Source organism: Aquincola agrisoli, assembly GCF_036621135.1.
GTDB classification, from domain to species: Bacteria; Pseudomonadota; Gammaproteobacteria; order Burkholderiales; family Burkholderiaceae_C; genus Aquincola; species Aquincola agrisoli.
In genome coordinates, this window is sequence record NZ_JAZIBG010000036.1 from 609,961 (window position 1) to 635,741 (window position 25,781).

A 25,781-nucleotide genomic window follows, 5' to 3' on the forward strand; every position below is an offset into this window, starting at 1 on the left:
CCTCCCTTTCCATCCGCACCGAGACATGCTTCAAGAAGAACGTTTCCTGCGCATCCGCAGCCTGCTGGCCACCTTCGCGCGCGTGAGCGTCGACCGCATCGTGCAGGACCTCGAAGTCTCCCGCGAGACGGTGCGCCGCGACCTGGTGCAGCTCGAGGACCTGGGCGAACTGCGGCGCGTGCACGGCGGCGCGGTCGCCATGGGCGCCGAGCCCGAGCCGCCGCTGGCCGTGCGGCTGGCCGCCCGCCAGAAAGAGAAGCGCGCCATCGCCAAGGCCGCCGTGGCGCTGCTGCAGCCGGGGCAGACGGTGTTCCTCGACACCGGCAGCACCAACGCCATCTTCGCGGAAGAGCTGGCCACGCTGTGCGGCATGGTGGTCGTCACCAACTCGCTGAACATCGCGCTCAAGCTCGCCAACGCCGGCGAAGGGCGCGATTCGCGCAACCAGACGCTGCTGCTCGGCGGCGAGATCGACGCCAAGACGCAAGCCACGTACGGCGAGGCGGCGATCGAAGAGATCCACCGCTTCCGCGCCGACGTGGCGCTGCTGTCGCCGGTGGGGCTTCACGCCAAGCACGGCGCGATGAGCTTCGAGCACCACGAGGCGGCGATCGCCCGCGCGATGGCGGCGCAGGCGCAGCAGGTGGTGATCCTGGCCGACCACAGCAAGATCGGCCAGGCCAGCCGCGTCACCTACGCCAAGCCGGCCGACATCGACGTGATCGTCACCGACGCCGGCGCGGGCCCCCTGCCCGCGCTGGCCGCCTTGCGCAAGGCCTGCCAGCAGGTCATCCTGGCCTGAAACCTCCCCGGAGCACGCACCATGCCTTACAGCCACAGCGTCGGCAGTACCACCTGGCCCTTCGCCGACCTGCGCGAGCTGATGGCCAAGGCCACGCCCGCGCGCTCGGGCGACGTGCTGGCCGGCGTGGCGGCGCAGACCGCAGTGGAGCGCATGGCCGCGCGCATGTGCCTGGCCGAGGTGCCGCTGAAGCGCTTCCTCGACGAGGCGCTGGTGCCCTACGAGGCCGACGAGGTCACGCGGCTCATCATCGACACGCACGACGCGGCCGCCTTCGCGCCCATCGCGCACCTCACCGTCGGCGACTTCCGCAACTGGCTGCTCACCGAGGCGGCGGACAGCGCCACGCTGGCCCACGTGGCACCCGGCATCACACCCGAGATGGCCGCGGCGGTGAGCAAGCTCATGCGCAACCAGGACCTGGTGCTGGTGGCGCGCAAGTGCCGCGTGGTCACGCGCTTCCGCAACACCATCGGCCTGCCCGGCCACCTGGCGGTGCGGCTGCAGCCCAACCACCCCACCGACGACCTGCGCGGCATCGCCGCGTCGATGCTCGACGGCCTGCTCTACGGCGCGGGCGACGCGGTGATCGGCATCAACCCCGCCACCGACAGCCTCCCCGCGCTCACCGGGCTGGTGCACATGCTCGACGAGCTGATTTCGCGCCTGGCGATTCCCACGCAGTCCTGCGTGCTCACGCACGTCACCAACACGGTGCAGATGATCGAGCAGGGTGCGCCGGTCGACCTCGTCTTCCAGTCGGTGGCCGGCACCGAGCGCGCGAACGCCAGCTTCGGCATCAGCCTGGCGGTGCTGCGCGAGGCGCACGAGGCGGCCCTGTCGCTGAAGCGCGGCACGCTGGGCGACAACGTCATGTACTTCGAGACCGGCCAGGGCAGCGCGCTCTCGGCCAACGCACACCACGGCGTCGACCAGCAGACCTGCGAGGCCCGCGCCTACGCGGTGGCCCGCGCCTTCCGGCCGCTGCTCACCAACACGGTGGTGGGCTTCATCGGGCCCGAGTACCTGTACGACGGCAAGCAGATCATCCGCGCCGGGCTCGAAGACCACTTCTGCGGCAAGCTGATGGGCGTGCCGCTGGGCTGCGACGTCTGCTACACCAACCACGCCGAGGCCGACTCCGACGACATGGACACGCTGATGACGCTGCTGGGCGCCGCCGGCCTCACCTTCATCATGGGCGTGCCGGGGGCCGACGACATCATGCTGAACTACCAGAGCACCTCGTTCCACGACGCGCTCTACCTGCGCGAGGTGCTGGGCCTGCAGCGCGCACCCGAGTTCGAGGCGTGGCTGCAGCAGATGCACATCAGCGACGCGCAGGGCCATGTGCGGGCCGTCGACGCGCAGCACCCGGCGCTGCAGCAGATGCGGCAGCTTCGGCTGGCGGCGTGAGGCGGGGCGACCATGACCACCGACCGCCGCCCGCCCGACGCCGCGCCCGCCGCGTCGCCCGCGCCTGAGCCGCCGCGCATCGCCACGCCCGACCCCTGGGGCGACCTGCGGGCCCACACCACCGCGCGGCTCGCGCTGGGCCGCGCCGGCAGCAGCATGCCGACCGACGAGCTGCTGCGCTTCGGCTTCGCCCACGCGATGGCGCGCGACGCGGTGCACCTGCAGCTCGACGTCGATGCCTTGTGCCGCCAGATCGAGGACGACGGCTGCCAGGCCCTGGCCGTGCACAGCGCCGCGGCGGACCGCGCGGCCTACCTGCTGCGCCCCGACCTCGGCCGGCGCCTCGACGACGCCAGCGTCGAGCGGCTGGCCGCGCAGGCCGCGCTGCCCTGCGACCTGCTGATCGTCGTCGGCGACGGCCTGTCGTCGATGGCGGTCGAACGCAACGCGCGGCCGATGATCGCGGCGCTGCGGGCGCAAGCGCCGGCCGGCTGGCGGCTCGGGCCCATCGTCGTCGCCAGCCAGGCCCGCGTCGCGCTGGGCGACGAAATCGGCCAGCTGCTGCACGCGCCGATGGTGGCGATGCTGATCGGCGAACGCCCCGGCCTCAGCTCGCCCGACAGCCTGGGCCTGTACCTCACCTGGCAGCCCCAGGTGGGCCGCAGCGACGCCGAGCGCAACTGCATTTCCAACATCCGGCCGGCCGGTTCCTCGTATGCCGACGCCGCGCGCCGCTGCTGGTGGCTGGCCGCCGAGGCGCGCCGCCTGAAGCTCACCGGCGTGCAGTTGAAGGACCGCAGCGACGACACCCTGCTGCGCGGCGCTGCCGCCCCCGAGGCGCTGCCCACCGAGCTGGCCACGCCGCCGCCGCAGCCCACCGGCGAGCCGCCCTCCGGCTGACGAGCCGGCTCGCCCCCACCGCCGCTTGCCACCGATCGCCGTGCGCGCTGCGCGCGCGGCATGGAGTTCCTTTGCCCATCGTTGCGCCGTCCGTCCAAGAACCTCCAGGAGTTGTCATGAAGATCCGCACCTACCGCCCCTCCACCCTGATGGCCGCGGCCGCCACGGCCGCCGCGCTGCTGGCCGGCTGCGCCAGCACGGCCCCCACCGCGGCCATCGACAACAGCAGCCTCGCGAGCGCCGAGTTCCGTCCGCACGTCGCCACCTACGGCGTGGTCTACAAGCTGCCGGCGGACGTGACGGACGTGCTCAACGCGAAGATCCGCGACCCGCTGCGGCAGAGCCTGCTCGCGCAGGGCCTGCTGGCCGAAGCCGAGGCCTACAACATCCCGCACGTGACCGTGGTGCACATCCACAGCGCCGACCCGGCCACGCCGCGCAGGATGCTCGCCGCGCTGCCCAAGGTGCCGGGGCCCCTCACGCTGACGCTGAAGACCTTCTACACCACCGAAGCCGCCAAGGACGCCGGCCGCCCGTGGTGGCTGGACCTGGGCATCGTGAAGACCGGCAAGGGTTTCGAGGACATGATGGCCTTCAACACCGTGGCCACCGCGGCGCTGGCCCCGCTGCGCGACGGCCCCCTGCCGCGCGTGACCGGCCCGGTCTACGCGAAGATGGGCGACGCCGGCAAGGCACTGGTGCGCACCATGGGCGTGAGCGGCGTCAACGTGGTGCAGGACGGCAAGGCCCTGCGCGCCCACAACCCGCACAACACGCTGGTCTACAGCATGGCGCCGTTCACGCCGGCCGTGCAGGCCTCGATGAACCAGGTGGCGGCGCAGTTCAACACCGTGCTGCCCGATGGCATCACCACCACGTTCCGCGACGTGTCCATCGTCGAGCTGGCCTTTGCCGGCAACGTCATCCGCGAGATCTACCGCGTGAGCCTGGTCGATGGTTCGGTGATCGACGCCGCCACCGGCCAGAAGATCCGGTGACCCCGGGCCGCTGAAGCGCCGCTGCCCGCGGCGCCGCGGCCTTCCCGCTCCAGTTCGACGCCTCTTGCACATCGCGCCGGCCTGCCGGCGGCGAGGGGCGCCCCTTCGTCTCCACCCTTGTCCCACCTCCGCCCGAAAGGCCTGTTCCATGCACTTCCTCGCACGTCTTTCCGCCGCCAGCCTGCTGGCCGCCTTCACGCTCGGCGCGCATGCCGCCTACGACGCCAACCTCATCGTCAACGGCGATGCGGAATCGGGCGTCTCCGGCTGGACGGCCTACGCCGGCACGCCGCTGTTCATCGCCGACAAGTACAGCTCCAACTGGGTCACACCCACCCAGCCGGGGCCGACGGACCGCGGCAGCAACCTCTTCGTCGGCGGCAGCGTCAGCTACGCGGCGGGCTACCAGGTGTTCGACTTCAGCGGCCACCAGGGCGACATCTCGGCCGGCCTGGTGAGCTACTCGTTGTCGGGCTGGCTGGGCGGCTGGAGCAGCCAGGACGACAACGCGATGGTCTACGTGACCTTCCTCGACGGCCTGGGCAACCTGGTGGGCGAAGCCTCGCTCGGCCCGGTGATGGCAGCCGACCGCGGCAACGCCACCGGCGTGTACTTCCGCGAGGACAGCGGCCTGGTGCCCACCACCGCCGCCAGCGCCGTGCTCGCCCTGTCGATGGAGCGCAAGGCCTCCAGCGACAACGACGGCTACGCCGACAACCTGTTCTTCTCGATCTCGGCCGTGCCGGAGCCCGGCACCTACGCGCTGATGCTCTTCGGCCTGGCCGCCGTGGGCGCCGCCGCGCGCCGCGCCAAGCGCCCTGCCGCGCAAGCCTGACATCCACCCCGCAGGAGCTCCGAACATGCCCATGCAACACATGCTGGCCCGCTGGGCCGCCGCCGCCGTGCTGGCCGCCGTCGCACCATTGGCCTCGGCCGCCAGCACCGTGCTCACCTTCGACGCCCTGACCGAGGTCGACTACCTGCCCGCCGGCTACGGCGGCCTCGACTGGTCCGCTTCGACCTGGACCTCGTTCGACGGCAGCGGCGCGGCCTACGCGCCACATTCAGGCGGCACCGTCGTCACGCTCGGCTGGGGCGCCACCGATGCCGACAGCCTGGTGCGCTTCGGCCAGGCCGTCACGTTCGAAGGCGCCTGGTTCTCCGGCTACACGGAAGGCGACGTGACCTTCAAGCTGTACTACCAGGGTGCGCTGGTGGGCACCTCGGCCACGCTGGCCGCGAGCGCCACGCCCAGCTTCCTGGCCAGCGGCTACGCCGGCCTGGTCGACGCGGTGTCGATCAGCAGCACTGGCCACGCCTTCTACGCGATGGACGACTTCACCTTCACCACCGCCGTGCCCGAGCCCGAGACGTACGCGCTGATGCTCGCCGGCCTCGGCGCCGTCGGCCTCGCCGCGCGCCGCCGCCGGGCCTGAGCCCAGCCGCCCGCGACACACCCACAGCAACCTCCAGGAGCACCCCGACATGAGCAGCACCAACCGCCGCGGCTTCCTGCGCAGCGTGGCCTCGGCCACCGGCGCCACCGCCGTGATGACGACTTTTCCGCCCGCCATCCAGCGCGCCCTGGCCATCGAGGCCAACCACCGCACCGGCACGATCCAGGACGTCGAGCACATCGTCATCCTGATGCAGGAGAACCGCTCGTTCGACCACTACTTCGGCACGCTGAACGGCGTGCGCGGCTTCGGCGACCGGTTTCCGATCCCGGTGCCCGACACCACCTACATCCACGGTCGCAACGTGTGGGTGCAGCCGAACACGGCGTACCAGGCGCAGCCGGGCCGGCCGCCGTCGACCACTACCGGGCCGGCATCCATCGCGCCCTTCCCGCTGAACACCACGCAGACCTTCGCGCACATGCGCATCTCGGGCACGCCGCACAGCTGGACGGACGCGCAGGCGGCCTGGGACCACGGCCGCATGCACCAGTGGACGGCCGCGAAGAACAACCATTCGCTCGGCTACTTCACGCAGGCCGACATGCCCTTCCAGTTTGCGCTGGCCAACGCCTTCACGCTGTGCGACGCGTACCACGCGGGTTCGCTGACCGGCACCAACACCAACCGCCTCTTCCATTGGACGGGCAGCAACGATCCGCTGGGCTTGGGCGGCGGCCCCGCGACCGACAACAGCCGCGACTGGTTCAACGAGAACCCGGCCACCGACTACACCTGGACGACCTACCCCGAGCGCCTGCAGGCCGCAGGCATCAGCTGGCAGGTCTACCAGAACATGGCCGACAACTTCACCGACAACCCGTTGGCCGGCTTTCGCAACTTCCGCAACGGCTGGTACAACCGCCCGGGCCACTCCGTGGCGCTGAAGGAACGTGGCATCTCCACGCGCGACCTCGACAAGCTGCGCGAGGACGTGCTGGCCGGCACGCTGCCCCAGGTGTCGTGGATCATCGCCACCGCCGAGGGCTCGGAGCACCCGGGCCCGTCAAGCCCCGCGCAGGGCGCCGACTACACCGCCAAGGTCCTGGAGGCGCTGACCGCCAACCCCGAGGTGTGGAGCAAGACGGTGCTGATCGTCAACTTCGACGAGAACGACGGCTTCTTCGACCACATGCCGCCGCCGGCCGCGCCCTCGTACGTCACCTTCGACGCCGACCCCGCCAAGGCCGTGCTGGCCGGCGCCTCGACCGTCAGCACGCTGGGCGAATACAACGAAGTACTCAACGGCTCGTCGGCCACCTACCTGCACCGGCCTTACGGCATGGGGCCGCGCGTGCCGATGTACGTGGTGTCGCCGTGGAGCAAGGGCGGCTGGGTCAATTCGCAGGTGTTCGACCACACCTCGGTGCTGCGCTTCATCGAGGCGCGGTTCGGCGTGGCCGAGACCAACATCACCCCGTGGCGCCGCGCGGTGGCCGGCGACCTGACCTCGGCCTTCAACTTCAAGAACCCGAATGACACCGCATTCTTCGCGCAGTTGCCCACCACGCTGGCACTGGCCAACCAGGCGCGGGCGCTGTCGGGCACCACCACGCCGCCGACGCCGAGCACGCTGGCGCTGCCGTCGCAGGCCGTGGGCGCGCGGCCTTCCCGCGCGCTGCCCTACGAGCTGCACGTCACCAGCCGCATCGTCAGCCAGCCCGGCCGCGCCAGCGCCGTGCAGCTGGAGCTGACCTTCGCCAATACCGGCACGCAGGCCGCGGTGTTCCATGTGTACGACCGCAAGAACCTCACCGCGATCCCGCGCCGCTACACCGTGGAGCCGGGCAAGCAGCTGAGCGGCCAGTGGGCGCCCGACACCGCGGGCCTCTACGACCTGTGGGTGCTGGGGCCGGCGGGGTTCCACCGCCACTTCACCGGCAACGCCAGGCGCGCCGTCGCCGCGGCGCAACCCAATCCCGACGTGCAGGTGGGCTACGACAAGCTGACCAACGACCTCGTCGTGACGCTCGCCAACACGGGCACCGGGCCCTGCACCTTCACCATCGCCGCGAAGGCCTACTTCGACCCGACGCCGGCCACCTACAAGGTGGTGGCGCGCAGCGAACAGGTGGTGCGCTGCCCGCTGGGCGCCAGCAACCGCTGGTACGACTTCAGCGTGCGCGTGGCGGGCCAGGCGGAATACAGCCGCCGGTTCGCCGGGCGGATGGAGAACGGGCAGGACGGGGTGAGCGATCCGGCGATGGGGGGCGTGGCGGTGGCGAATCAGCTGGTGGTCGGCTGAGACGTTGAAGCGCGGCCACGCAACTCATTACAATGACCAACAAAGTAAGGAGCCGAAGTGGCCGAATCCACCATCACAGCCAAGGGCCAGACGACCGTCCCGGCCGACATCCGCGCCCTGGTCGACGCCAAGCCAGGCACCCGGCTGGTCTGGTCGGCCATGCCGGACGGCACCATCATCGTCCGGGCCAAGAGCAAGTCCATCCTGGACATGGCGGGCATGCTGAAGGTGCCCAAGGGCACCCACGTCGCGCTCGATGACATGAACCCCTGGCGGTAACCGCCCCGCATGCCTGCGCTCGACACCAACGTGCTGGTTCGCTACCTCGTCCAGGACGATGCAGTGCAGCTGGCCGCCGCCAAGCGGTTGATCGCGCGATGCGTCGCGGAGGGCGCGTCGCTTTTCGTGCCGGTGACCGTGGTCCTCGAACTGGAGTGGGTGCTGCGCTCGAGCTTCCGCTGCGCGAAGGAAGAGGTGCTCGGCGTGCTGTCGAGCCTGTTCTCGGCGGCGGAGTTGAGCTTCCAGTCCGAGCAAGCGTTGGAAGTGGCGCTGCAGCTCTATCGCAAGGGCACAGCGGATCTCGCCGACTGCCTGCACGTGGCCCTGGCGGCCCAGGCAGGAGAACAGCCGCTGTGGACCTTCGACAAGGGCGCGGCCAAGGTGGCCGGCGCGAAGTTGGTGGGGCGCTGAGCGCGGGCTGGCTTCAACAACGCCAATCGAACATCTTCCGGCCGGGATGCAGGGGATTCCAGGCCGGCCTTTCCACCACCTTGCCGAGAGTCAGCCGCGATGGGGACGACTGGATCGCGTAGCCCAATTCCAGGAAGCCGAACGCACCTGACAGTTCCAGCGTTTGATGGTCGGTGTGGCGGACGCGCTCCATGCCGCTGAGGTCCAGGCCGAGGCGCTGGATGTGAGGGAGGCGGCCGGCCTGGGCCAGGGACGGCGACGCCGCGAAACGACGCCTGTATCTCGCCGGGCAGGCGAGCGACCTTGAGCGAGACGAGGTCGGGCAGGACCTCCGTCACCCTCACACTGAACACGCTCTCGCCGCTTGATTCAACAAACGACAGTCCTGGCTGGAACTCCATCTGGCTCAGACCCGGGCCACTCAGGACCGACACCTGGGCACGTCCTGCACCCACGGACATCAGCATGAACTGAAGCAGCGGTTGCTCGCTGGCCCGCCACGTGGGTGCGGTTGCAGACAAACTGCCGTTCGTCCACGCACACAGGCAAGCGGAAGACCCGGGACCGAGCATAGGAGAACGCGATCTGGTCCTCGGTCACCGAGCGCAATTCGTCAGACGCCGAGCCCTTGCCTGGCTGGACGTACATGATTCGGTTCGCGTTGTGTCCCGAGTACACGACTTTCAGCGCGCCATCGCTCTCCCAAGTCACGTCGTGGATGTGCTCTCCCCGCCAGGGGCCGTCGTTCAGTTCGCCGGGTGAAAACGTGACCAGGCGAGCGTCCCGGCTCGCCACCACGAACTTGTCCGGCGCCAGGCTGTGGACGAACACCAGCCTGGACCGCGTCGAGTCCAGCGCGGCCGAATAGACCTTCGGGCTCTGCGGCGGCGGCGACGGCGACGGCGGCAACGGAACCTGCCGTCCATTGCGTGGCGCCAGTCCCGTCGATGACGTCGAGCACTGCCGCGTATCCCGCCTCGGGCGCACCCTGCGGCGACACGTTGCGCGCGAAATCCGCTGCGGGCCAGGCCGCGAACACTGCGCCCAGTACACCCAGGCCCAAGGCCTTGGCAGGTCGTGCAGCACACATCGACAGCGGCCTTTTCTTCATGGACTTGCGGCAGCGTTCATCTCGGCGGGAGTCATGTGCGCAAACGCCGATGAATTGCAGACGGCGGCAAATTCGCACCGCATCAACCAAATTGCACAAAACTCCACATATCACAGAATTGTCACAGTCGATGGCTAACGTCCTTCATGTAGCGATCACGGAAAAGCAGCCCTCGGGCGCGGGCTCCGTGGCGCCTACCGGCATTTCAATCAGGAGGACATCGCACCATGACCCAGACCATCACCCGTGCTGCCGGCGCCCTGTGCCTGGCGGCCTTCGCCCTGGGCGCGCAAGCCGCGGCCTACGACACCAACCTCATCGTCAACGGCGGCGCCGAGCAGGGCACGGCGGGCTGGACGGCCTACGACGGCTACAGCCTGTTCAGCGCCGTCGACTACGGCTCGAACTGGGTGCTGCCCACGCAGCCGGGCCCCGCCGACCGCGGCGGCAAGCTGTTCGTCGGCGGCAGCGGCGTGCAGATCGCCGCGGGCTACCAGCTGCTCGACCTGAGCGCCAACAGCCCGGCCATCGCCACCGGCCAGGTGTCCTATGACCTGAGCGGCTGGCTCGGCGGCTGGACGAACCAGGGCGACAACGCGGTGTTCTTCGTGTCGTTCCTCGACGCCACCAGCAACGTGCTGGGTACCGCATCGCTCGGCCCCGTGACGCCGGCCGACCGCAACAACACGACCGGTCTCTTCTACCGCGACGCCTCGGGCTACCTGCCCGCCGGCACCACGCAGGTCCGCTTCGACCTGTCGATGGAACGCCTGGTGAGCGGCGACAACGACGGCTACGCCGACAACCTGAGCTTCACGATCTCGGCCGTGCCCGAGCCCGAGACCTATGCCTTGATGCTCGCCGGCCTGGCCGCCGTGGGCCTGGTGGCGCGCCGCCGCAACCGCGGCTGAATCGCATTGCACACGCCCCTTCACAGGAAGCCCCGACCATGCTGAATTCCCTCCCCCGCTGGGCCGCCGCCATCGCGCTGGCCGCCATCGCCCCGCTCGCCTCCGCCGCCAGCACCGTGCTGAGCTTCGACGACCTCGCCACCGACTTCGTGCCCGCCAACTACGGCGGCCTCGACTGGACGGGCTCGGGCTGGTTCTCGTTCGACGGCACCGACACGCAACGCCCCTACACGCCGCACTCCGGCAACAACCTCGCGACGCTGAGCTGGGACGGCAGCGATGCGAACAGCACCGTGCGCTTCCACCAGGCGGCCACGTTCGAAGGCGCCTGGTTCTCCGGCTACGCGGAAGGCGACGTGACCTTCAAGCTGTACTACCAGGGGGCCCTGGTCGGCACATCGGCCACGCTGTTGGCGAGCGCCACGCCGAGCTTCCTGGCCAGCGGCTACGCCGGCCTGGTCGACGCCGTCTCGATCACCAGCGCCGGCCACGCCTTCTACGCGATGGACGACTTCACCTTCACCGCCGCCGTGCCCGAGCCCGAGACCTGGGCGCTGATGCTGGCCGGCCTGGCCGCCGTCACCGCCGCCGCGCGCCGCCGCGCCTGAACGCGCCACCCGCCAGGAGCACCCCAGACATGAGCGACACCAACCGCCGCGGCTTCCTGCGCAGCGTGGCCTCGGCCACCGGCGCCACCGCCGTGATGACGACCTTCCCGCCCGCCATCCAGCGCGCCCTGGCCATCGAGGCCAACAACCGGACCGGCACGATCCAGGACGTCGAGCACATCGTCATCCTGACGCAGGAGAACCGGTCCTTCGACCACTACTTCGGCACGCTCAACGGCGTGCGCGGCTTCGGCGACCGTTTCCCGATGCCCGTGCCCGATGCCACCGGCATCACCGGCCGCAACGTGTGGGTCCAGCCGAACACCGCCTACGTGGCGATCCCCGGCCGCCCCGCCACCGGCCCCGCCGCCATCGCCCCGTTCCCGCTGAACACGACGCAGACCTTTGCGCACATGCGCGTCTCGGGCACACCGCACAGCTGGACGGACGCGCAGGCCGCCTGGGACCAGGGCCGCATGCACAACTGGACGCGTGCGAAGAACAACCACTCGCTCGGCTACTTCACGCAGGCCGACATGCCGTTCCAGTACGCGCTGGCCAATGCCTTCACGCTGTGCGACGCGTACCACTGCGCCACGCAGACCGGCACCAACACCAACCGCCTCTTCATCTGGACGGGCTACAACGACCCGCTGGGCCAGGCCGGCGGCCCGTCGACCGACAACAGCCACGACTGGTTCAACGAGAACCCGGCCACCGACTACACCTGGACGACCTACCCCGAGCGCCTGCAGGCCGCAGGCATCAGCTGGCAGGTCTACCAGAACATGGCCGACAACTTCACCGACAACTCGCTGGCCGGCTTCCGCAACTTCCGCAACGGCTGGTACAACCGCCCAGGCCACTCCGTGGCGCTGAAGGAGCGCGGCATCTCGACGCGTGACCTCGACAAGCTGCGCGAGGACGTGCTGGCCGACAAGCTGCCGCAGGTGTCGTGGATCGTGGCCACCGCCGAAGGCTCGGAGCACCCCGGCCCGTCGAGCCCGGCGCAGGGCGCCGACTACACGGCCAAGGTGCTGGAAGCGCTGACGGCCAACCCCGACGTGTGGAGCAAGACCGTCCTCTTCATCAACTTCGACGAGAACGACGGCTTCTTCGACCACATGCCGCCGCCGGCCGCCCCGGCCTACGACGTGTGGAACGCCGACCCGGCGCAGGCCGTGCTGGCCGGGGCCTCCACCGTCTCGACGCTGGGCGAGTACCACGAGAGCCAGGCCGGCGCGAACCCGACCGCGCAGTACCTGCACCGCCCGTACGGCATGGGCCCGCGCGTGCCGATGTATGTGGTGTCGCCGTGGAGCAAGGGCGGCTGGGTCAACTCGCAGGTGTTCGACCACACCTCGCCGCTGCGCTTCATCGAGGCCCGCTTCGGCATCGTCGAAACCAACATCACGCCGTGGCGCCGTGCCGTGGCCGGTGACCTCACGTCGGCGTTCAACTTCAAGAATCCGAACGACACGGCCTTCTTCGCGCAGCTGCCCACCACACTGGCACTGGCCAACAAGGCCCGTGCGCTCACCGGGCAGACCACGCCGCCCACGCCCAGCACGCTGGCGCTGCCTTCGCAGGCCGTGGGCGCGCGGCCGTCGCGCGCGCTGCCCTACGAGCTGCATGCCACCAGCCGCGTGGTCGTCAACACGCAGAGCCTGGGGGCGTCGAAGGTGGAAGTGACCTTCGCCAACACCGGTGCGCAGGCCGCGGTGTTCCACGTCTACAACCGCAAGCGCCTGTCTGCACTGCCCCGCCGCTACACGGTGGAACCGGGCAAGCAGCTCACCGGGCAGTGGGCCCCGGAAGCCAGTGGCGCCTACGACCTCTGGGTCCTGGGCCCGAACGGCTTCCACCGCCATTTCGCCGGCAACGCCAAGCGTGCCGCCGCGGCCGCGCAGCCCAACGCAGACGTGCAGGTGGCCTACGACAAGCTGACCGGCGATCTCGTCGTGAAGCTGGTCAACACCGGCAGCGGCCCGTGCACGTTCACGCTCGCCGCCAACGCCTACTTCGACGTCACGCCCGCGACCTACAAGGTGGTGGCGCGCAGCGAGCAGGCGGTGCGCTGTCCGTTGGGCGCAAGCAGCCGCTGGTACGACTTCAGCGTGCGCGTCACCGGGCAGGCCGACTATTTGCGGCGCTTCGCCGGCCGGATGGAGAACGGCGAGGACGGCATCAGCGATCCGGCGATGGGCGGCACCGCCATCGCCAACCAGCTGGTGATCGGCTGATCGGCCCCCGGGCAGGCCGGCAGGCCTGCCCGGTTAGATCAAAAAAATGGCTCCAGAAAGTTTCATTTCTGCCGTTGACGCCACCCAGGATCAAATGACCGATCCCGAGGAGCATCCGTGCATGACGGCCTTCTGGAGACCACGCCCACGCCCCACGCCCTGGAGATCCTCGGCGCCGACGGCCCGCTGCGGCTGCCGGTGGTGGCGGTGTCCGGCGAGGACGTGCTGGCCGGAGACTACCGCTACGACATCCGCTGCGAACCGGGCCCCGCGCCGTGGACGGCATCGGCGATGCTGCACTGCCGGGCCCGCCTGGGCCTGGGCACGGGCCAGGCGGCCGCGCAGGGGCGCTGGATCTGGGGCGTCGTCACCGCGGCGACGCTGCAGCTCACCGGCGGCGTGCCGCGCTGGCGGCTCGTGCTGGAGCCCCGGCTGGCCCTGCTGGCGGGCGTGCAACTGCAGGAGGTCTTCCTCGGCCAGACCAGCGTCGAGACGGTGCAGCAGGTGCTCGCGGCGCACGGCCTGGGCGCCGCGTGGCAGCGCTGGGACCTGGCTGAGCACTACCCGCCCTTCGCCCAGCGCACCTGCTTCGGGCAGCCTGCCCTCGGCTTCGTCCACTGGCTGCTCGAGTACGAAGGCATCGCCTGGCGCTACGAGCACGGCGAGTCCGGCGAGACCCTGGTGTGCTTCGACCACCCCGGCGGGGCCCGGCGCGGCGCACACGTGGCCGCGGTGCGCCGCGCGGCGGCTGCCGGCCTGGTGGCGGCCGGCGAGCCTGAAACCCTCACCCACGCCGCGCTGCACAGCCGTGCGGCGGCCACGCACGTCCACCTGAGCGACTACGACCCCGCGCAGGCTGATCTCGATCTGCACGTGGACGCCGGCGCAGCCGAAGGCGGCTGGCTGCACCTGCACGGCGAGCACTACCGCCAGCCGGCCGACGGCGAGCGCCTGGCTCGCGTGCGGCTGCAGGCGCTGCAGTGCCGCGCCGAAGTCCTGCGCGCCACCGGGCCCTGGCTGGGCCTGATGGCGGGCGATGTGTTCACGCTGCGCGACCCCGACCCCGCGCTGGGCCGCGGCTGGCTCGTGACCCGCCTCGTGTGCCGCAGCGACCGCCGCGGCCGGCTGGAGGTTGCCTTCGAGGCCAGCGACGCGCAGGCGGCCTGGCGCCCGGCACGCCGCACCCCGCGCCCGGCGATGCACGGGGTGCTGCCGGCGCTGGTCCAGCCGGCGGGCGCGTCCGGCGAGCCGCGTGCCGCGCCGATCGACGAGCACGGCCACTACCGCGTGCGCTACCCGTGGCAGCCGCCCGGCCCGGGCTCGCGGGACCTGCGCATGGCGCAGGCCTACGCCGGCCCGCGCTACGGCGTGCATGCGCCGCTGAAAGCCGAGACCGAGGTGTGGCTCGCCCACGCCCACGGCGACCCCGACCGACCGATCATCCTGGGTGCCGCGCACTGCGGCGGCCAGCCGGACGTGGTGACCGCTCGCCATGCCAGCCGGTCGAGGCTGCGCACGTTCGGCGGCAACGAGCTGCGCCTGGAGGACCTGCAGGGCCGGCGCCATGTGCACCTTGCCAGCCCCCACGCCACCAGCCAGCTCGGCCTGGGCCACCACGTCGACGCGGCCGACGCCGAGCGCGGCCACGGCGCCGAACTGCGCACCGACGGCCACGGCGTGCTGCGCACCGGCGCCACGCTGCTGATGACGACCGCCGAGGCCGGCCCCGTGGAGGCCGGCGGCGCCCCACCGGCCAGCCTGGCCAATGCCCGAGAGCGTGCGACGCTGGCCGAGCTGCTGCGCTTCCAGCGCAACCGGTCGACCGCGGCCGGGCAGGTGGGGGTCCTGCCCCACCAGGGCGTGGACGAGGCCCAGGCGCTGCAAGAGGCATTGCAGCGCGCTGCCGAGCAGCCCGGCACGCCGGGTGCCCCGCACCTGGTGCAGTGGGCCGAGGCCGGCCAGGTCAACACCGCCCCCACGGTGGTGCTGGCCGGCAGCCGGCACCTGTCGGCCTGGAGCCTGGGGCCGCAGGACTGGCTGGCCGGCGGCACGCTGGACTTGGCGGCCCAGGCGGCCACGCGGCTGCATGTCGAGCACGGCGGCCGCAGGAGCTTCGTGAGTCAGGGCGACCACGAAATCTTGGTGGGCAGCGGGCGGCTGCATGTGCTGGTCGAGGGCAACCTGACGCTGCAGGCCGGCGGCACGGCGCGCCTGAAGTCGGGCGGCGCGAGCGTCGCGCTGACGCGCGGCGGGCACGCCGGCCTGCGGGCAGAAGGCACCGCCACCTTCGCGGCCGGGTTGCACGTGGCGCGGGCGCCGGCGGTGTCGCTGGGCGGCGGCGGCAGCGCCCTGGGCGTGGAGGGCGTGCCGCTGGCGGCGCCCGCCTCACCGCTCGCCTGGATCGAGCTGCGCCACAGCTACCCGGACATGAAGCCGATGGTCGGCGCACCCTACAAGCTGTTCTTCGAGACCGGGGAGGTGCGCGAAGGCCACCTCGACGAACACGGTTTCGTCCGGCTCGAGGGCATTCCGGATGCGCCCGCCCGCATGGAGCTGGGCGAAGACGCGCGCGACGCCGCGCCGCGCCACGAGTTGCCCGCGAGCTGCGTTTTTGGCGCCTCCGTCACCGACCTGCCAAGCGCCCTGGCCGTGCGCGAGCAGTACCTGAACCAGGAAGCGGACGAGATCGAGGGCCTGACCGAGGAGCGCGACCATGGGCTGCTGCACCACTACGACGACGCCGACGGGGCGCGCTGATCCATGACGAGCAGACCCACCGACGTGGCCACCGCGGGCCGCACGGCGCTCAAGCAGGCCGACGACGACGTCGCTGGATGGCTGCACGGCATCGTCACCGGCGACGGCAGCGCCACCTCGCAGGTCATCGTCTCGGGCGTGCTGTCGGTCGTCCCGGGCGTCGGCCAGGCGATGGACGCGCGCGACCTGGTGCGGGGCGTGCTCACGCTGCATGCGCAGCCCGCCAGCGCTGACGCCTGGCTCGGCATGACGGTCACGCTCGTGGGCCTGGTGCCGGGCTTTGGTGATGCCTTCAAGACGGCCTTCAAGCTGCTCAGGGGCGGCCAGCCGCTGGGCCGGGTGCTCGACGGCGTGAGCCCGACCCTGCGGGGCAACGTCGAACGCTGGCTGCGCTCGGCTGACTGGGCGGCGCTGGCCACGCAGCTCACGCGGCTCTTCGACACCGTGGTGGGCCGGTTCATCACCGCCCTCGACGGCCGGATCACCCAGGCCGTGGCCGGGCGAGTCGCCGCGCAGCAGGTCGTCGCGTCGTTGGAGGCGCTGCGCGCCGACGCACCTGGCGCCATCGGCCGGGCCCTGGGCGAGTTGCAGGCGCTGCAGTCGCGGGCGCTGGCCGACGCCCTGCCACGGTCCACGCACGCCATCGCACCCCCCGGCCACCGGCCGTTGGCAGCGCCGCCGCAGCAGGCTGCCAGCCGCGCATTGGCATCCGACACGACCTCCGCGCAACGCCGGCACGGCGGCGATGCCGGTGCACGCCCCTTGCCGCCCAACCACACCCACCAGGCCGAACGCCGCGAGGACCGGCTGAAGCACTGGTACAGCGGCGTGCTGGCCGAGCAGCTCACGGACTACTACGTGTTCCAGCGGCTGAAGAACCTCAAGATCAACGAGCTCGGCCGCAAGCGCGAGGCCAACGATCCGCCCCGGGGCCAGGGCATCGACCACGTCTGGCGTCGCACCGGCAGCGGGCCGGGCACCCACCGCTACATCGTCGGCGAGACCAAAGGCCGGCTGGCCGGGCAGTTCGCCTTCCTGGCCGAGATGAACCTGGCGCGGATGCCCTACCCCGCACACCGCAGCCTGGGCGGCTCGCGCGTGGTCGACGACGACAACGCGCTGAGGGGCCGCCATGCGGACGGGCGCCTGATGCGCCATGCGGACGGGTCACCGACGCGGGGGCTCAACGAGACCCAGTCCAAGGGAACTCAGATGAGTCACAAGTGGATTGCGATCTCATTGGAGAGAGAAGAAATATCAAGTACAGCAGACAAATCTGCCCTGCAGAAGTTGATAGAACAAGCTGAGGACACCAACTTCCATTCCGCCGCCTGGGACCGCTGGATCTGCCTCGTGACCGCGAAGCAGATGTCGCAGCACGAACGTGGCAAAGGCCTCCGGCATCAGCTTCAGCCACCCATCGTCGTGATCCCTGATCACCTTCTCAAAAGGTAGCCATGACCCGCGACGAATTCTTTATGCATGCCCCTCGCGCCTTCAGCGAACAGGAGCTTTACGAACGGCGGCGCGAACCCCGTCTGAACTACAACGATCAGTACGGCTGGTATGCGTCCACGCGTGTCGAGAACCTGACCAAGTTCTATGACACCGTCGCCCACGGTCCGATGGCCGACCACTGGGCAGCATCCCATCGCCTTGCCAACGACTGCACCGCCTTGCTGAGGCTTCAGTACAGCGCCGGTGACTCCATCGACAGCCTGCGCGCCTTCTACCCTACCGCCATCTGGGCGTGGGAAGAACATGTGCGTCATCTGGACAACTGGTACCAAGGTGAAGATTTCGTCCGCAGCTTCAGCACGCGTTCTCCCGCCCTCTCCTTCACGGATGACGAGTACGGGCTCTTCGTCCTGCCCATGCTCTGCTTCGGCCTGCTGCTCGGCCACGCCGACTTGATGCCCCGCCTGTGCGCCTGCTGGGATTACATCAACGACGAGATCGACTGCTTCGACCAACTCGTCGAGGCCCTCGTGGCCCCCTTGGTGCCCGGACGCCATCGGCATGCCCGCACCTACACCCGCCACCTCCCCTACCGCAAGCTCGACAAGGTCTTCAGGGCCGCCCCCGACAAGCGCCCCGCCCTGATGGCCCGATACCTCGACGAGTGGTACCACGCCAGCCGACGCGAGCCCGGCCACGGCATGCACCACGACCTGATGTTCAAGGGCTACTGGAGCTTCGAAGCCGCCGCCGTCGCCTGGGCCTTCGACATCGACGACACCACCTTCCGCGACATGGACTTCTACCCCCGTGACCTTGCCGACTACGCTCGGTCCCGGTTTCCCCGCGCCGGCGTCACCACCGCCGGGCTCTTCGCAATGAGCGGCGAGCCCTGCCCCCGCAGCGGCCGGTGGAGCCCCCGCGCCGACGGGCCCCTCGCCGACGTGCACGTGGCGCAGGGCCGTCCGATGCCCATGGCCGAATGGCGCGATGCGAGCGGGCAGTTCCATCAGCACGCCGTGCGTTGGCAGTGGGTGGCGGCGTGATTCGTGCTCGCTGAAGACGGGCGCTGCACCGCGTGGGCCGCGGGCATCGCCCAGGCCGATGGTCAGACACCTGCCGCCTGCACCAGCAGCCAGCGCCTGAACGCCTGCATCGCCGCCGTCGTCTGCCGCGACTTCAGCCGCGTCAGCCAATAGCGGCCCGTCGACACCGACACCGCGAACGGTTGCACCAGCCGCTCGCCTCGCAACTCGTCGGCGAACATCGCAGGCGGCAGCAGCGCCACGCCGGCCCCCTGCACCGCCGCGGCGCACATCGTCAGCGACGAATCGAAGACGGGGCCCCGCAGCACCGGCGATGCCACGCCCGCGGCCGCGAACCAGCGGCTCCACTCGTCGGCGCGGTATGACCGCAGCAGCACCTGCCGGGCCAGGTCGGCCGGCGCCCGCAGCCGGCGCGCGAGCGCCGGCGTGCACACCGGCGACAGCGGTGCATCCAGCAGCGGATCGGCCTCGATACCGTGCCACGCGCCGTCGCCAAAACGGATGGCGAAGTCCAGGCCCTCGCCAGCGATGTCGACACGGTTGTTGTTCGTCATCAGCCGCAGGTCGACGAACGGGTGGTCGCGGCCGAAGGCCTCGATCCGCGGCAGCAGCCAGCCCACCGCGAAGGTGCCGACCGCGGCGACCGTCAGCACCTCGCGCAGCCGGCCGCCCTGGAACTGCTCGAGCACCGCGCCGATGCGCCCGAACGCATCCGACAGCAGCGGCAGCAGCGCATGCCCCTCGTCGGTCAGCGCCAGCCCGCGCGGCAAGCGGCGGAACAGCGGCACGCCCAGGCGCTCCTCCAGGTTCTTGACCTGGGCGCTCACCGCGGTCTGCGTCACGCTCAGCTCGATCGCGGCCCGTGTGAAGCTCAGGTGGCGCGCCGAGGCCTCGAAGGCGCGCAAGGCATTCAGGGGAAGGTGCATGCCCCGGATTTTCTAGGGTCTCGCCTTCGGATTCCTCGTTTGTGCGTCGATGGCCGCGCCGCTAACGTGCGCGGCTCCAAAGGAGAAGACGAATGGACAGACGCACGTTCAACAGCGGCCTGGGGCTGCTGCTCGCCACGGGCTGGCAGGCCGCGCAGGCCCAGAAAATCGAGGATGACGACCTGTGGCAGCAGATCGAGGCCGGCGCCGGCGGCCGGCTCGGCGTGGCCGTGCTCGACACCGCCACGGGCGCGGTGGCCGGCCACCGGCTCGATGAACGATTCCCGATGTGCAGCACCTTCAAGTGGCTGGCCGCCGCGCTGGTGCTGCAGCGGGTGGACGCCGGCCAGGAGCGGCTGGACCGGCGCATCCGCTTCGGCCGCGAGGTGCTGATCAGCCATTCCCCCGTCACCGAGCGCCACGCGGGCGGCGACGGCATGACGCTGGGTGCGTTGTGCGAGGCGACGATCACCACCAGCGACAACGCGGCGGCCAACCTGATCCTGGAGACCTTCGGCGGGCCCGCCGCGGTGACGCGCTACGCCCGTTCGCTCGGCGACACGGTGACGCGCCTGGACCGCACCGAGCCCTCGCTGAACGAGGCGCGACCCGGCGATCCACGCGACACCACCTCCCCCCGGGCAATGAGCGGATCGCTGCGCGCCGCGGTGCTCGGCGAGTCGCTGTCGGCCGCCGGGCGGGGCCAGCTGGCGCAGTGGCTGGAAGCGACGAGCACCAACGGCCAGCGGCTGCGTGCCGACCTCCCCGCAGGCTGGCGCATGGGCAGCAAGACCGGCACTGGCGCACGCGGCACGACCAACGACGTGGGCGTGTTCTGGCCGCCGGGCCGGCCGCCGGTCGTCGTGGCGGTGTATCTCACGGAGACGAGGGCCCCCGAGGCGCAGCGCAATGCGGCCGTGGCACGCGTGGCGCGGCGCATCACGCACGGCGCCTGACGGCGGCCGGGCCGCACGCCCTCAGCGGCGGGGCGCCGCGTCGCCGGCCCACAGCTCGGCCAGCTGCGGGAAGTTCCAGTTCGCGGCCGGCTCGCGCCCGGCGATGCGGTCGCGCACGCCGGGCATCGACAGGTCGATGCGCTGCACGCTGACCGGCAGGTTGGAGCGTGTCGAGAAGAACACCTTCACCACGGGTGAGACGAGCGCGCCGGGGCTCTGCTCCACCACGACGGCGAGCCGGCCCGACTCCAGCCGCACCAGCGAGCCGGTCGGGTAGATGCCCAGGCTCTTCACGAAGGCACCGAAGACCTGCTCGTCGAAGTGGCCCTGCCACGACATCATCCGGGCGATCGATTCGGCCGGGTCCCAGCCGGCCTTGTACGGACGGTTGGAGGTGATGGCGTCGTAGACGTCGCACACTGCACCCATGCGCGCGACGCGCGACAGCGCGTCGCCGCCCAGCCGGTGCGGGTAGCCGGTGCCGTCGACCCGCTCATGGTGGTGCAGGCAGACGTCGAGCACCGCCTCGCCGGCCGAGCCGCCCTGCAGCATGTCGTGGCCGCGCTCCGGGTGCGTGCGCACGATGCCGAACTCCTCGTCGGTGAGCTTGCCGGGCTTGTTGAGGATGTCGAGCGGGATCGCCGCCTTGCCCATGTCGTGCAGCAGGCCGGCCAGGCCGGCCTCGCGGCATTGGTCGGCATCGAGCCCGAGCTCGCGTCCCAGCGACACCATCAGCGCGCAGACCGCCACGGAGTGCATGTAGGTGTATTCGTCGCGGGTCTTCAGCCGCGCCAGGCTCACCAGCGCACCGGGGTTGCGGAACACCGAGGCGGAGATCTCCTCCACCATCGGCAGGCACTGCTCGGCGTCCAGCGCCCGGCCGAGCCGCGCCTCGGCGAACATCGACTTGACCGCCTGCGTCGAGCGCTTGCAGACCTGCGCCGCCCGGCGCAGTTCTTCATCGAAGGGGGCCGACACCTCCGGGACGGCCGGGCCGGCCTGCACCGAAGCCAGCGCCTCGGCCGCCGGGGCCGGCTCCGCGGCACGCTGCAGCCCCGGCCGCCCGTCGGCCTGCGCCACGTCGAGCCCACGGGCCGGATCGATCCAGCACTCGGCGATGCCGGACGCGCGGGCAGCCTGCAAGTCGGCAGGATCGTCCAGCAGGAAGCGCGACTTCCAGAACGGATGCCGTATCCAGGAGCTTTCGAAGGCGTGCAGGAACATGCCGAGCCGCAGATCGGCAACGGCGATCTTTTTCAACATCGGGGCGCACCCCCTTGGTGATCAGATCTATTGTTTTCGGCAGTTCAGGGCCCGCGCAATAGGGGCGCGCCAGGACGGCGGCGCGCCGCCGTCTACGGGGCGCTGCCGGGAATCGACGGCACGGGCAGCCCCACGTCCGCGCACTGCGCGCGGTGGCGCAGCGCATGGTCCATCAGCACCAGCGCCAGCATCGCCTCGGCGATGGGCGTCGCGCGGATGCCGACGCACGGGTCGTGGCGGCCGAAGGTCTCTACCGTGGTGGGTTGCACGCTGCGGTCGATCGACGCCTTGGGCGTGCGGATCGAACTGGTCGGCTTGATGGCGATGGCCACCCGCAGGTCCTGCCCGGTGGAGATGCCGCCCAGCACGCCGCCGGCATGGTTGCTGCGGAAGCCCTCGGGCGAGAGTTCGTCGCCGTGATGGCTGCCGCGCTGCGCGACGACGCCGAAGCCGTCGCCGATCTCCACGCCCTTCACGGCGTTGATGCCCATCATGGCGTAGGCGATGTCGGCGTCGAGCTTGTCGTAGAGCGGCTCGCCCAGCCCGACCGGCACGCCCTGCGCGATGACCTCGATGCGGGCGCCGCAGGAGTCGCCGGCCTTGCGCAGCGCATCCATGTAGTCCTCGAGCTGGCCGATCATGCCGGCGTTGGCGGCGAAGAACGGGTTGTTCGGGATGTGCTCCAGGCCCTCGAACGGGATGGGCAGCTCGCCGAGCTGGCTCATCCAGCCGACGAAGGTGGTGCCGTGCCGCTCGCGCAGCCACTTGCGCGCCACTGCGGCCGCGGCCACCGTGGGCGCGGTCAGCCGGGCCGACGAGCGCCCGCCGCCGCGCGGATCGCGGATGCCGTACTTGCGCCAGTAGGTGTAGTCGGCATGGCCCGGGCGGAAGGTGTCGAGGATGTTGCCGTAGTCCTTGCTGCGCTGGTCGGTGTTGCGGATCAGCAGCGCGATCGGCGTGCCGGTCGTCTTGCCCTCGTAGACGCCGGAGAGGATCTCCACCACGTCGGGCTCGTTGCGCTGCGTCACGTGGCGGCTGGTGCCGGGGCGGCGGCGGTCCAGCTCCGGCTGGATGTCCGCCTCGCTCAAGGCCAGGCCGGGCGGGCAGCCGTCGATGACGCAGCCGATGGCCGGGCCGTGGCTTTCGCCGAAGTTGGTGACGCGGAAGAGTTCGCCGAAGGTGGAGCCGGGCATGGTGGAACCTGGGCAGGAAGCGGAAGCAACAAGGGCCTGGCACCAGGACGGTGCCAGGCCCGCGATTGTGACAGCGGCCCCGTCAGAGCTTGGGGCGGGAGGCGGCTTCCTCGGCCTCCGCGTCCTGCTCGACCGGCCAGTCGCGGATGTAGGCCTTGAGCATGCGGTTCTCGAAATCCTGGCTGTCGACCACGGCCTTGGCGACGTCGTAGAACGAGATCACGCCCATCAGCGTGCGCTGGCTGACCACCGGCATGTAGCGTGCATGGCGCTGCAGCATCATCCGGCGCACCTCGTCGAGCTCGGTCTCGGGCGTGCAGGTGAGCGGGAAGTCGTCCATCACGGTACGCACGATCATCTCGCCCACGGTGCCGCCGTTGCGCACCACGGCCTGGATCACCTCGCGGAAGGTCAGCATGCCGACCAGCTCGCCGTGGCTCATCACGCACAGCGAGCCGATGTCGAGCTCCGCCATGGTGCGCAGCGCGGTGGACAGGGCCTCTTCGGGTGTGACGGTATAGAGCGTGTTCCCTTTGACACGCAGGATGTCGCTGACTTTCATGGGTCGCCTCCAGGCAGTTCTTCGCGGCAACATAGCACACAATCCCCAGGATAGAGAGGGCTGTTGCGACGAGACGAAGCCGCCCGCGCAGCCCCCGGAGGAGACAGCATGGCCGGCCCGTCCGACCCCGGTTTCGACACCCTCGCGCTGCATGCCGGCGCCGCGCCCGATCCCGCCACCGGCGCCAGGGCGCTGCCGATCCACCTGAGCACCTCGTTCGTGTTCGAGAGCAGCGAGCACGCGGCGTCCCTCTTCAACATGGAACGGCCGGGCCACGTCTACAGCCGCATCAGCAACCCGACGACGGCGGTGTTCGAGGAACGCCTCGCGGCGCTCGAGGGCGGCGCCGGCGCGATCGCCACCGCCAGCGGCCAGGCGGCCCTGCACCTGGCGATCGCCACGCTGGCCGGCGCGGGCTCGCACATCGTCGCCAGCAGCGCGCTGTACGGCGGCTCGCACAACCTGCTGCACTACACGCTGAAACGCTTCGGCATCGCCACCACCTTCGTCAGCCCGCGCGACGTGGATGCCTGGCGCGCCGCGATCCGTGCCGACACGCGGCTGCTCTTCGGCGAGACGCTGGGCAACCCCGGCCTCGACGTGCTCGACATCCCGGCGGTGGCCCAGGTCGCGCACGACGCCGGGCTGCCGCTGCTGGTCGACAGCACCTTCACCACGCCGTGGCTGATGCGGCCCTTCGAACACGGCGCCGACCTGGTCTACCACTCGGCCACCAAGTTCCTGAGCGGGCACGGCACCGTGGTGGGCGGCGTGCTGGTCGACAGCGGCGCGTTCGACTGGGACGCCTCGGGCCGCTTCCCGGAGTTGACGCAGCCGTACGAGGGCTTCCACGGCATGGTGTTCAGCGAGGAAAGCAGCGTGGGCGCCTTCCTGCTGCGCGCGCGGCGCGAGGGCCTGCGCGACTTCGGCGCCTGCATGAGCCCGCATACTGCCTGGCTGATCCTGCAGGGCATCGAGACGCTGCCGCTGCGCATGGCGCGCCATGTGTCGAACACGCGGCGCATCGTCGAGTTCCTCGCCGCGCACCCGCTGGTGGCGGGCGTCGCGTACCCCGAACTGCCCTCGCACCCCGACCACGCGCTCGCCCAGCGGCTGCTGCCCAAGGGCTGCGGCGCGGTGTTCAGCTTCGACCTGAAAGGCTCGCGCCGGCAGGGCCAGGCGTTCATCGAGGCGCTGAAGCTCTTCTCTCACCTGGCCAACGTGGGCGACTGCCGCTCGCTGGTGATCCACCCGGCATCGACCACGCATTTCCGCATGGACGATGCCGCGCTGGCGCAGGCCGGGATCGGGCCCGGCACGCTGCGGCTGTCGATCGGCCTGGAGGACCCCGACGACCTGGTCGAGGATCTGAAGCGGGCGTTGAAGGCGGCGGAGAAGGCGCGGTGAACCGGTTCGTCGACGGCCGGGCGGCCTATGCGTACACCGGCGGCCGGCCGTTCGACGCGGCGCTGCCCTGCGTCGTGTTCATCCACGGCGCGCTGCACGACCACAGCGTGTGGACGCTGGCCGCGCGCTGGTTCGCCCACCACGGCCACGGCGTGCTGGCGGTCGACCAGCCGGCGCATGGCCGCAGCGCCGGGCCGGCGCTGCCCAGCGTCGAGGCTTTGGCCGCCTGGGTGCTGGCCTGGCTGGATGCCGTGGGCGTGGCACGGGCGGCGCTGGTCGGCCACAGCATCGGCTCGCTGGTCGCGCTCGAGGCGGCCGCCCGGGCGCCAGCGCGCATCGACCGGCTGGTGATGGTGGGCACGGCCGTGCCGATGAAGGTCTCGGACGCCTTGCTGAGCACCGCACTCGAAGCGCCGCTGGTGGCCATCGACCGGGTCAATGCGTTCTCGCACGGCACGCTGGCCGCCGAGCCGTCTTATCCGGGCCCCGGCAGCTGGCTGCACGGCGGCAACCGCGCGCTGATGCGCCGGGTGCTGGCGCGCGGCGAAGGCCAGGCACCTGGCAACCTGTTCCACCACGACTTCTCGCTCTGCGACGCCTATGCCAACGGGCTGCAGGCCGCGCAAGCCGTGCGCTGCCCGGCCACGCTGGTGCTGGGCGAGCACGACCAGATGACCCCGCCCCCGGCCGCGCGCGAGCTGGCGCAGGCGCTGCGGGCCGATACCGTGCTGCTGCCCACGGGCCACGCGCTGATGCAGGAGGCACCCGATGCGCTGCTGGCGGCGCTGCGGCGGGGGTTGGGCGTGCCGGCAGGCGCTGCCTAGCCGGGGCG

The 25,781-nt window shown here is 70.9% G+C and carries 23 protein-coding genes; 18 read left to right on the forward strand and 5 right to left on the reverse strand.

The genetic code is table 11. The features are described 5' to 3' along the window. The first annotated feature begins 25 nt into the window (after positions 1-25). The 9 genes from V4F39_RS19380 to V4F39_RS19420 all read left to right on the forward strand — a co-directional run bounded on the left by V4F39_RS19380 (position 26) and on the right by V4F39_RS19420 (position 8,508). Positions 26-802, forward strand: a complete 777-nt coding sequence (locus V4F39_RS19380; RefSeq protein WP_332291454.1) for a DeoR/GlpR family DNA-binding transcription regulator — start codon at positions 26-28, stop codon at positions 800-802. 21 nt (positions 803-823) lie between these two features. Continuing rightward, entirely contained in the window at positions 824-2,218 is a 1,395-nt protein-coding gene (locus V4F39_RS19385; protein ID WP_332291455.1) for an ethanolamine ammonia-lyase subunit EutB, read from the forward strand. Positions 2,219-2,230: 12 nt separating this feature from the next. After that, the gene (gene eutC / locus V4F39_RS19390) at positions 2,231-3,118 is read left to right on the forward strand and encodes an ethanolamine ammonia-lyase subunit EutC (protein ID WP_332291456.1); all 888 of its coding nucleotides are present in this window, start codon (positions 2,231-2,233) and stop codon (positions 3,116-3,118) included. Positions 3,119-3,234: 116 nt separating this feature from the next. Continuing rightward, a complete protein-coding gene (locus tag V4F39_RS19395; RefSeq protein ID WP_332291457.1) occupies positions 3,235-4,116 on the forward strand; it encodes a hypothetical protein in 882 nt (293 codons plus the stop codon). Positions 4,117-4,264: 148 nt separating this feature from the next. Continuing rightward, entirely contained in the window at positions 4,265-4,951 is a 687-nt protein-coding gene (locus V4F39_RS19400; RefSeq protein ID WP_332291458.1) for a PEP-CTERM sorting domain-containing protein, read from the forward strand. 25 nt (positions 4,952-4,976) lie between these two features. Then, positions 4,977-5,552 carry a PEPxxWA-CTERM sorting domain-containing protein gene (locus V4F39_RS19405; RefSeq protein ID WP_332291459.1) on the forward strand — a complete coding sequence of 192 codons (576 nt, stop codon included), beginning with the start codon at positions 4,977-4,979 and terminating at the stop codon, positions 5,550-5,552. A 49-nt stretch (positions 5,553-5,601) separates the two neighbouring features. Further along, positions 5,602-7,818: a phosphocholine-specific phospholipase C gene (locus V4F39_RS19410; RefSeq protein WP_332291460.1), complete on the forward strand. Its 2,217-nt coding sequence runs from the start codon at positions 5,602-5,604 to the stop codon at positions 7,816-7,818. A gap of 57 nt (positions 7,819-7,875) precedes the next feature. After that, entirely contained in the window at positions 7,876-8,097 is a 222-nt protein-coding gene (locus V4F39_RS19415) for an AbrB/MazE/SpoVT family DNA-binding domain-containing protein (protein WP_332291462.1), read from the forward strand. 9 nt (positions 8,098-8,106) lie between these two features. Further along, positions 8,107-8,508, forward strand: coding sequence for a type II toxin-antitoxin system VapC family toxin (locus V4F39_RS19420; protein WP_332291464.1), 402 nt, complete (start codon positions 8,107-8,109; stop codon positions 8,506-8,508). A 13-nt stretch (positions 8,509-8,521) separates the two neighbouring features. Here V4F39_RS19420 and V4F39_RS19425 read toward each other — a convergent pair whose 3' ends face one another. Further along, on the reverse strand, positions 8,522-8,701 hold the full coding sequence (locus tag V4F39_RS19425) for a hypothetical protein (protein WP_332291465.1): 180 nt from the start codon (positions 8,699-8,701) through the stop codon (positions 8,522-8,524). A 1,145-nt stretch (positions 8,702-9,846) separates the two neighbouring features. Here V4F39_RS19425 and V4F39_RS19430 point away from each other — a divergent pair. The 6 genes from V4F39_RS19430 (at position 9,847) to V4F39_RS19455 (ending at position 18,642) form a co-directional block, all read left to right on the forward strand. Continuing rightward, positions 9,847-10,530: a PEP-CTERM sorting domain-containing protein gene (locus tag V4F39_RS19430; RefSeq protein WP_332291466.1), complete on the forward strand. Its 684-nt coding sequence runs from the start codon at positions 9,847-9,849 to the stop codon at positions 10,528-10,530. Positions 10,531-10,568: 38 nt separating this feature from the next. Beyond that, positions 10,569-11,138, forward strand: a complete 570-nt coding sequence (locus tag V4F39_RS19435) for a PEPxxWA-CTERM sorting domain-containing protein (RefSeq protein WP_332291467.1) — start codon at positions 10,569-10,571, stop codon at positions 11,136-11,138. A 29-nt stretch (positions 11,139-11,167) separates the two neighbouring features. Then, entirely contained in the window at positions 11,168-13,381 is a 2,214-nt protein-coding gene (locus V4F39_RS19440; protein ID WP_332291468.1) for a phosphocholine-specific phospholipase C, read from the forward strand. Between the two features lie 117 nt (positions 13,382-13,498). Next, entirely contained in the window at positions 13,499-16,138 is a 2,640-nt protein-coding gene (locus tag V4F39_RS19445; protein ID WP_332291469.1) for a type VI secretion system Vgr family protein, read from the forward strand. Between the two features lie 3 nt (positions 16,139-16,141). Next, positions 16,142-17,593, forward strand: coding sequence for a hypothetical protein (locus V4F39_RS19450; protein ID WP_332291470.1), 1,452 nt, complete (start codon positions 16,142-16,144; stop codon positions 17,591-17,593). A 2-nt stretch (positions 17,594-17,595) separates the two neighbouring features. Further along, complete coding sequence (locus tag V4F39_RS19455) at positions 17,596-18,642, forward strand: PoNe immunity protein domain-containing protein (protein WP_332291471.1); 1,047 nt, start codon at positions 17,596-17,598, stop codon at positions 18,640-18,642. A gap of 62 nt (positions 18,643-18,704) precedes the next feature. On the opposite strand, the gene V4F39_RS19460 is transcribed toward V4F39_RS19455, so the two are convergent. Continuing rightward, entirely contained in the window at positions 18,705-19,568 is an 864-nt protein-coding gene (locus tag V4F39_RS19460; protein WP_332291473.1) for a LysR family transcriptional regulator, read from the reverse strand. Positions 19,569-19,660: 92 nt separating this feature from the next. Between V4F39_RS19460 and bla the strand changes: the two genes are divergently transcribed. Beyond that, the gene (bla, locus tag V4F39_RS19465) at positions 19,661-20,524 is read left to right on the forward strand and encodes a class A beta-lactamase (protein ID WP_332291474.1); all 864 of its coding nucleotides are present in this window, start codon (positions 19,661-19,663) and stop codon (positions 20,522-20,524) included. Positions 20,525-20,545: 21 nt separating this feature from the next. Here the strand turns inward: bla and V4F39_RS19470 are convergent, their stop codons facing one another. From V4F39_RS19470 to V4F39_RS19480, 3 genes are all read right to left on the reverse strand, one after another. Continuing rightward, positions 20,546-21,787: a cyclic di-GMP phosphodiesterase gene (locus V4F39_RS19470; RefSeq protein WP_332291475.1), complete on the reverse strand. Its 1,242-nt coding sequence runs from the start codon at positions 21,785-21,787 to the stop codon at positions 20,546-20,548. A gap of 92 nt (positions 21,788-21,879) precedes the next feature. Continuing rightward, the gene (gene aroC / locus V4F39_RS19475; protein WP_332291476.1) at positions 21,880-22,980 is read right to left on the reverse strand and encodes a chorismate synthase; all 1,101 of its coding nucleotides are present in this window, start codon (positions 22,978-22,980) and stop codon (positions 21,880-21,882) included. 82 nt (positions 22,981-23,062) lie between these two features. Continuing rightward, a complete protein-coding gene (locus V4F39_RS19480) occupies positions 23,063-23,542 on the reverse strand; it encodes a CBS domain-containing protein (protein WP_332291477.1) in 480 nt (159 codons plus the stop codon). Positions 23,543-23,650: 108 nt separating this feature from the next. Between V4F39_RS19480 and V4F39_RS19485 the strand changes: the two genes are divergently transcribed. Continuing rightward, positions 23,651-24,949, forward strand: coding sequence for an O-acetylhomoserine aminocarboxypropyltransferase (locus V4F39_RS19485; RefSeq protein ID WP_332291478.1), 1,299 nt, complete (start codon positions 23,651-23,653; stop codon positions 24,947-24,949). Then, positions 24,946-25,773 (forward strand): alpha/beta fold hydrolase, encoded by an 828-nt coding sequence (locus V4F39_RS19490; protein ID WP_332291479.1) that lies wholly within the window; start codon positions 24,946-24,948, stop codon positions 25,771-25,773. The genes V4F39_RS19485 and V4F39_RS19490 overlap by 4 nt, the downstream gene beginning before the upstream one ends. The last annotated feature ends 8 nt before the right edge of the window (positions 25,774-25,781 follow it).

Bases quoted from the DNA above. Each gene is read 5' to 3' on its own strand.
- V4F39_RS19380 (WP_332291454.1), top strand. From the start codon at position 26: ATGCTTCAAGAAGAACGTTTCCTGCGCATCCGCAGCCTGCTGGCCACC.
- V4F39_RS19385 (WP_332291455.1), top strand. From the start codon at position 824: ATGCCTTACAGCCACAGCGTCGGCAGTACCACCTGGCCCTTCGCCGAC.
- eutC (WP_332291456.1), top strand. From the start codon at position 2,231: ATGACCACCGACCGCCGCCCGCCCGACGCCGCGCCCGCCGCGTCGCCC.
- V4F39_RS19395 (WP_332291457.1), top strand. From the start codon at position 3,235: ATGAAGATCCGCACCTACCGCCCCTCCACCCTGATGGCCGCGGCCGCC.
- V4F39_RS19400 (WP_332291458.1), top strand. From the start codon at position 4,265: ATGCACTTCCTCGCACGTCTTTCCGCCGCCAGCCTGCTGGCCGCCTTC.
- V4F39_RS19405 (WP_332291459.1), top strand. From the start codon at position 4,977: ATGCCCATGCAACACATGCTGGCCCGCTGGGCCGCCGCCGCCGTGCTG.
- V4F39_RS19410 (WP_332291460.1), top strand. From the start codon at position 5,602: ATGAGCAGCACCAACCGCCGCGGCTTCCTGCGCAGCGTGGCCTCGGCC.
- V4F39_RS19420 (WP_332291464.1), top strand. From the start codon at position 8,107: ATGCCTGCGCTCGACACCAACGTGCTGGTTCGCTACCTCGTCCAGGAC.
- V4F39_RS19425 (WP_332291465.1), bottom strand. From the start codon at position 8,701: ATGGAGCGCGTCCGCCACACCGACCATCAAACGCTGGAACTGTCAGGT.
- V4F39_RS19430 (WP_332291466.1), top strand. From the start codon at position 9,847: ATGACCCAGACCATCACCCGTGCTGCCGGCGCCCTGTGCCTGGCGGCC.
- V4F39_RS19435 (WP_332291467.1), top strand. From the start codon at position 10,569: ATGCTGAATTCCCTCCCCCGCTGGGCCGCCGCCATCGCGCTGGCCGCC.
- V4F39_RS19440 (WP_332291468.1), top strand. From the start codon at position 11,168: ATGAGCGACACCAACCGCCGCGGCTTCCTGCGCAGCGTGGCCTCGGCC.
- V4F39_RS19450 (WP_332291470.1), top strand. From the start codon at position 16,142: ATGACGAGCAGACCCACCGACGTGGCCACCGCGGGCCGCACGGCGCTC.
- V4F39_RS19455 (WP_332291471.1), top strand. From the start codon at position 17,596: ATGACCCGCGACGAATTCTTTATGCATGCCCCTCGCGCCTTCAGCGAA.
- V4F39_RS19460 (WP_332291473.1), bottom strand. From the start codon at position 19,568: ATGCACCTTCCCCTGAATGCCTTGCGCGCCTTCGAGGCCTCGGCGCGC.
- bla (WP_332291474.1), top strand. From the start codon at position 19,661: ATGGACAGACGCACGTTCAACAGCGGCCTGGGGCTGCTGCTCGCCACG.
- V4F39_RS19470 (WP_332291475.1), bottom strand. From the start codon at position 21,787: ATGTTGAAAAAGATCGCCGTTGCCGATCTGCGGCTCGGCATGTTCCTG.
- aroC (WP_332291476.1), bottom strand. From the start codon at position 22,980: ATGCCCGGCTCCACCTTCGGCGAACTCTTCCGCGTCACCAACTTCGGC.
- V4F39_RS19480 (WP_332291477.1), bottom strand. From the start codon at position 23,542: ATGAAAGTCAGCGACATCCTGCGTGTCAAAGGGAACACGCTCTATACC.
- V4F39_RS19485 (WP_332291478.1), top strand. From the start codon at position 23,651: ATGGCCGGCCCGTCCGACCCCGGTTTCGACACCCTCGCGCTGCATGCC.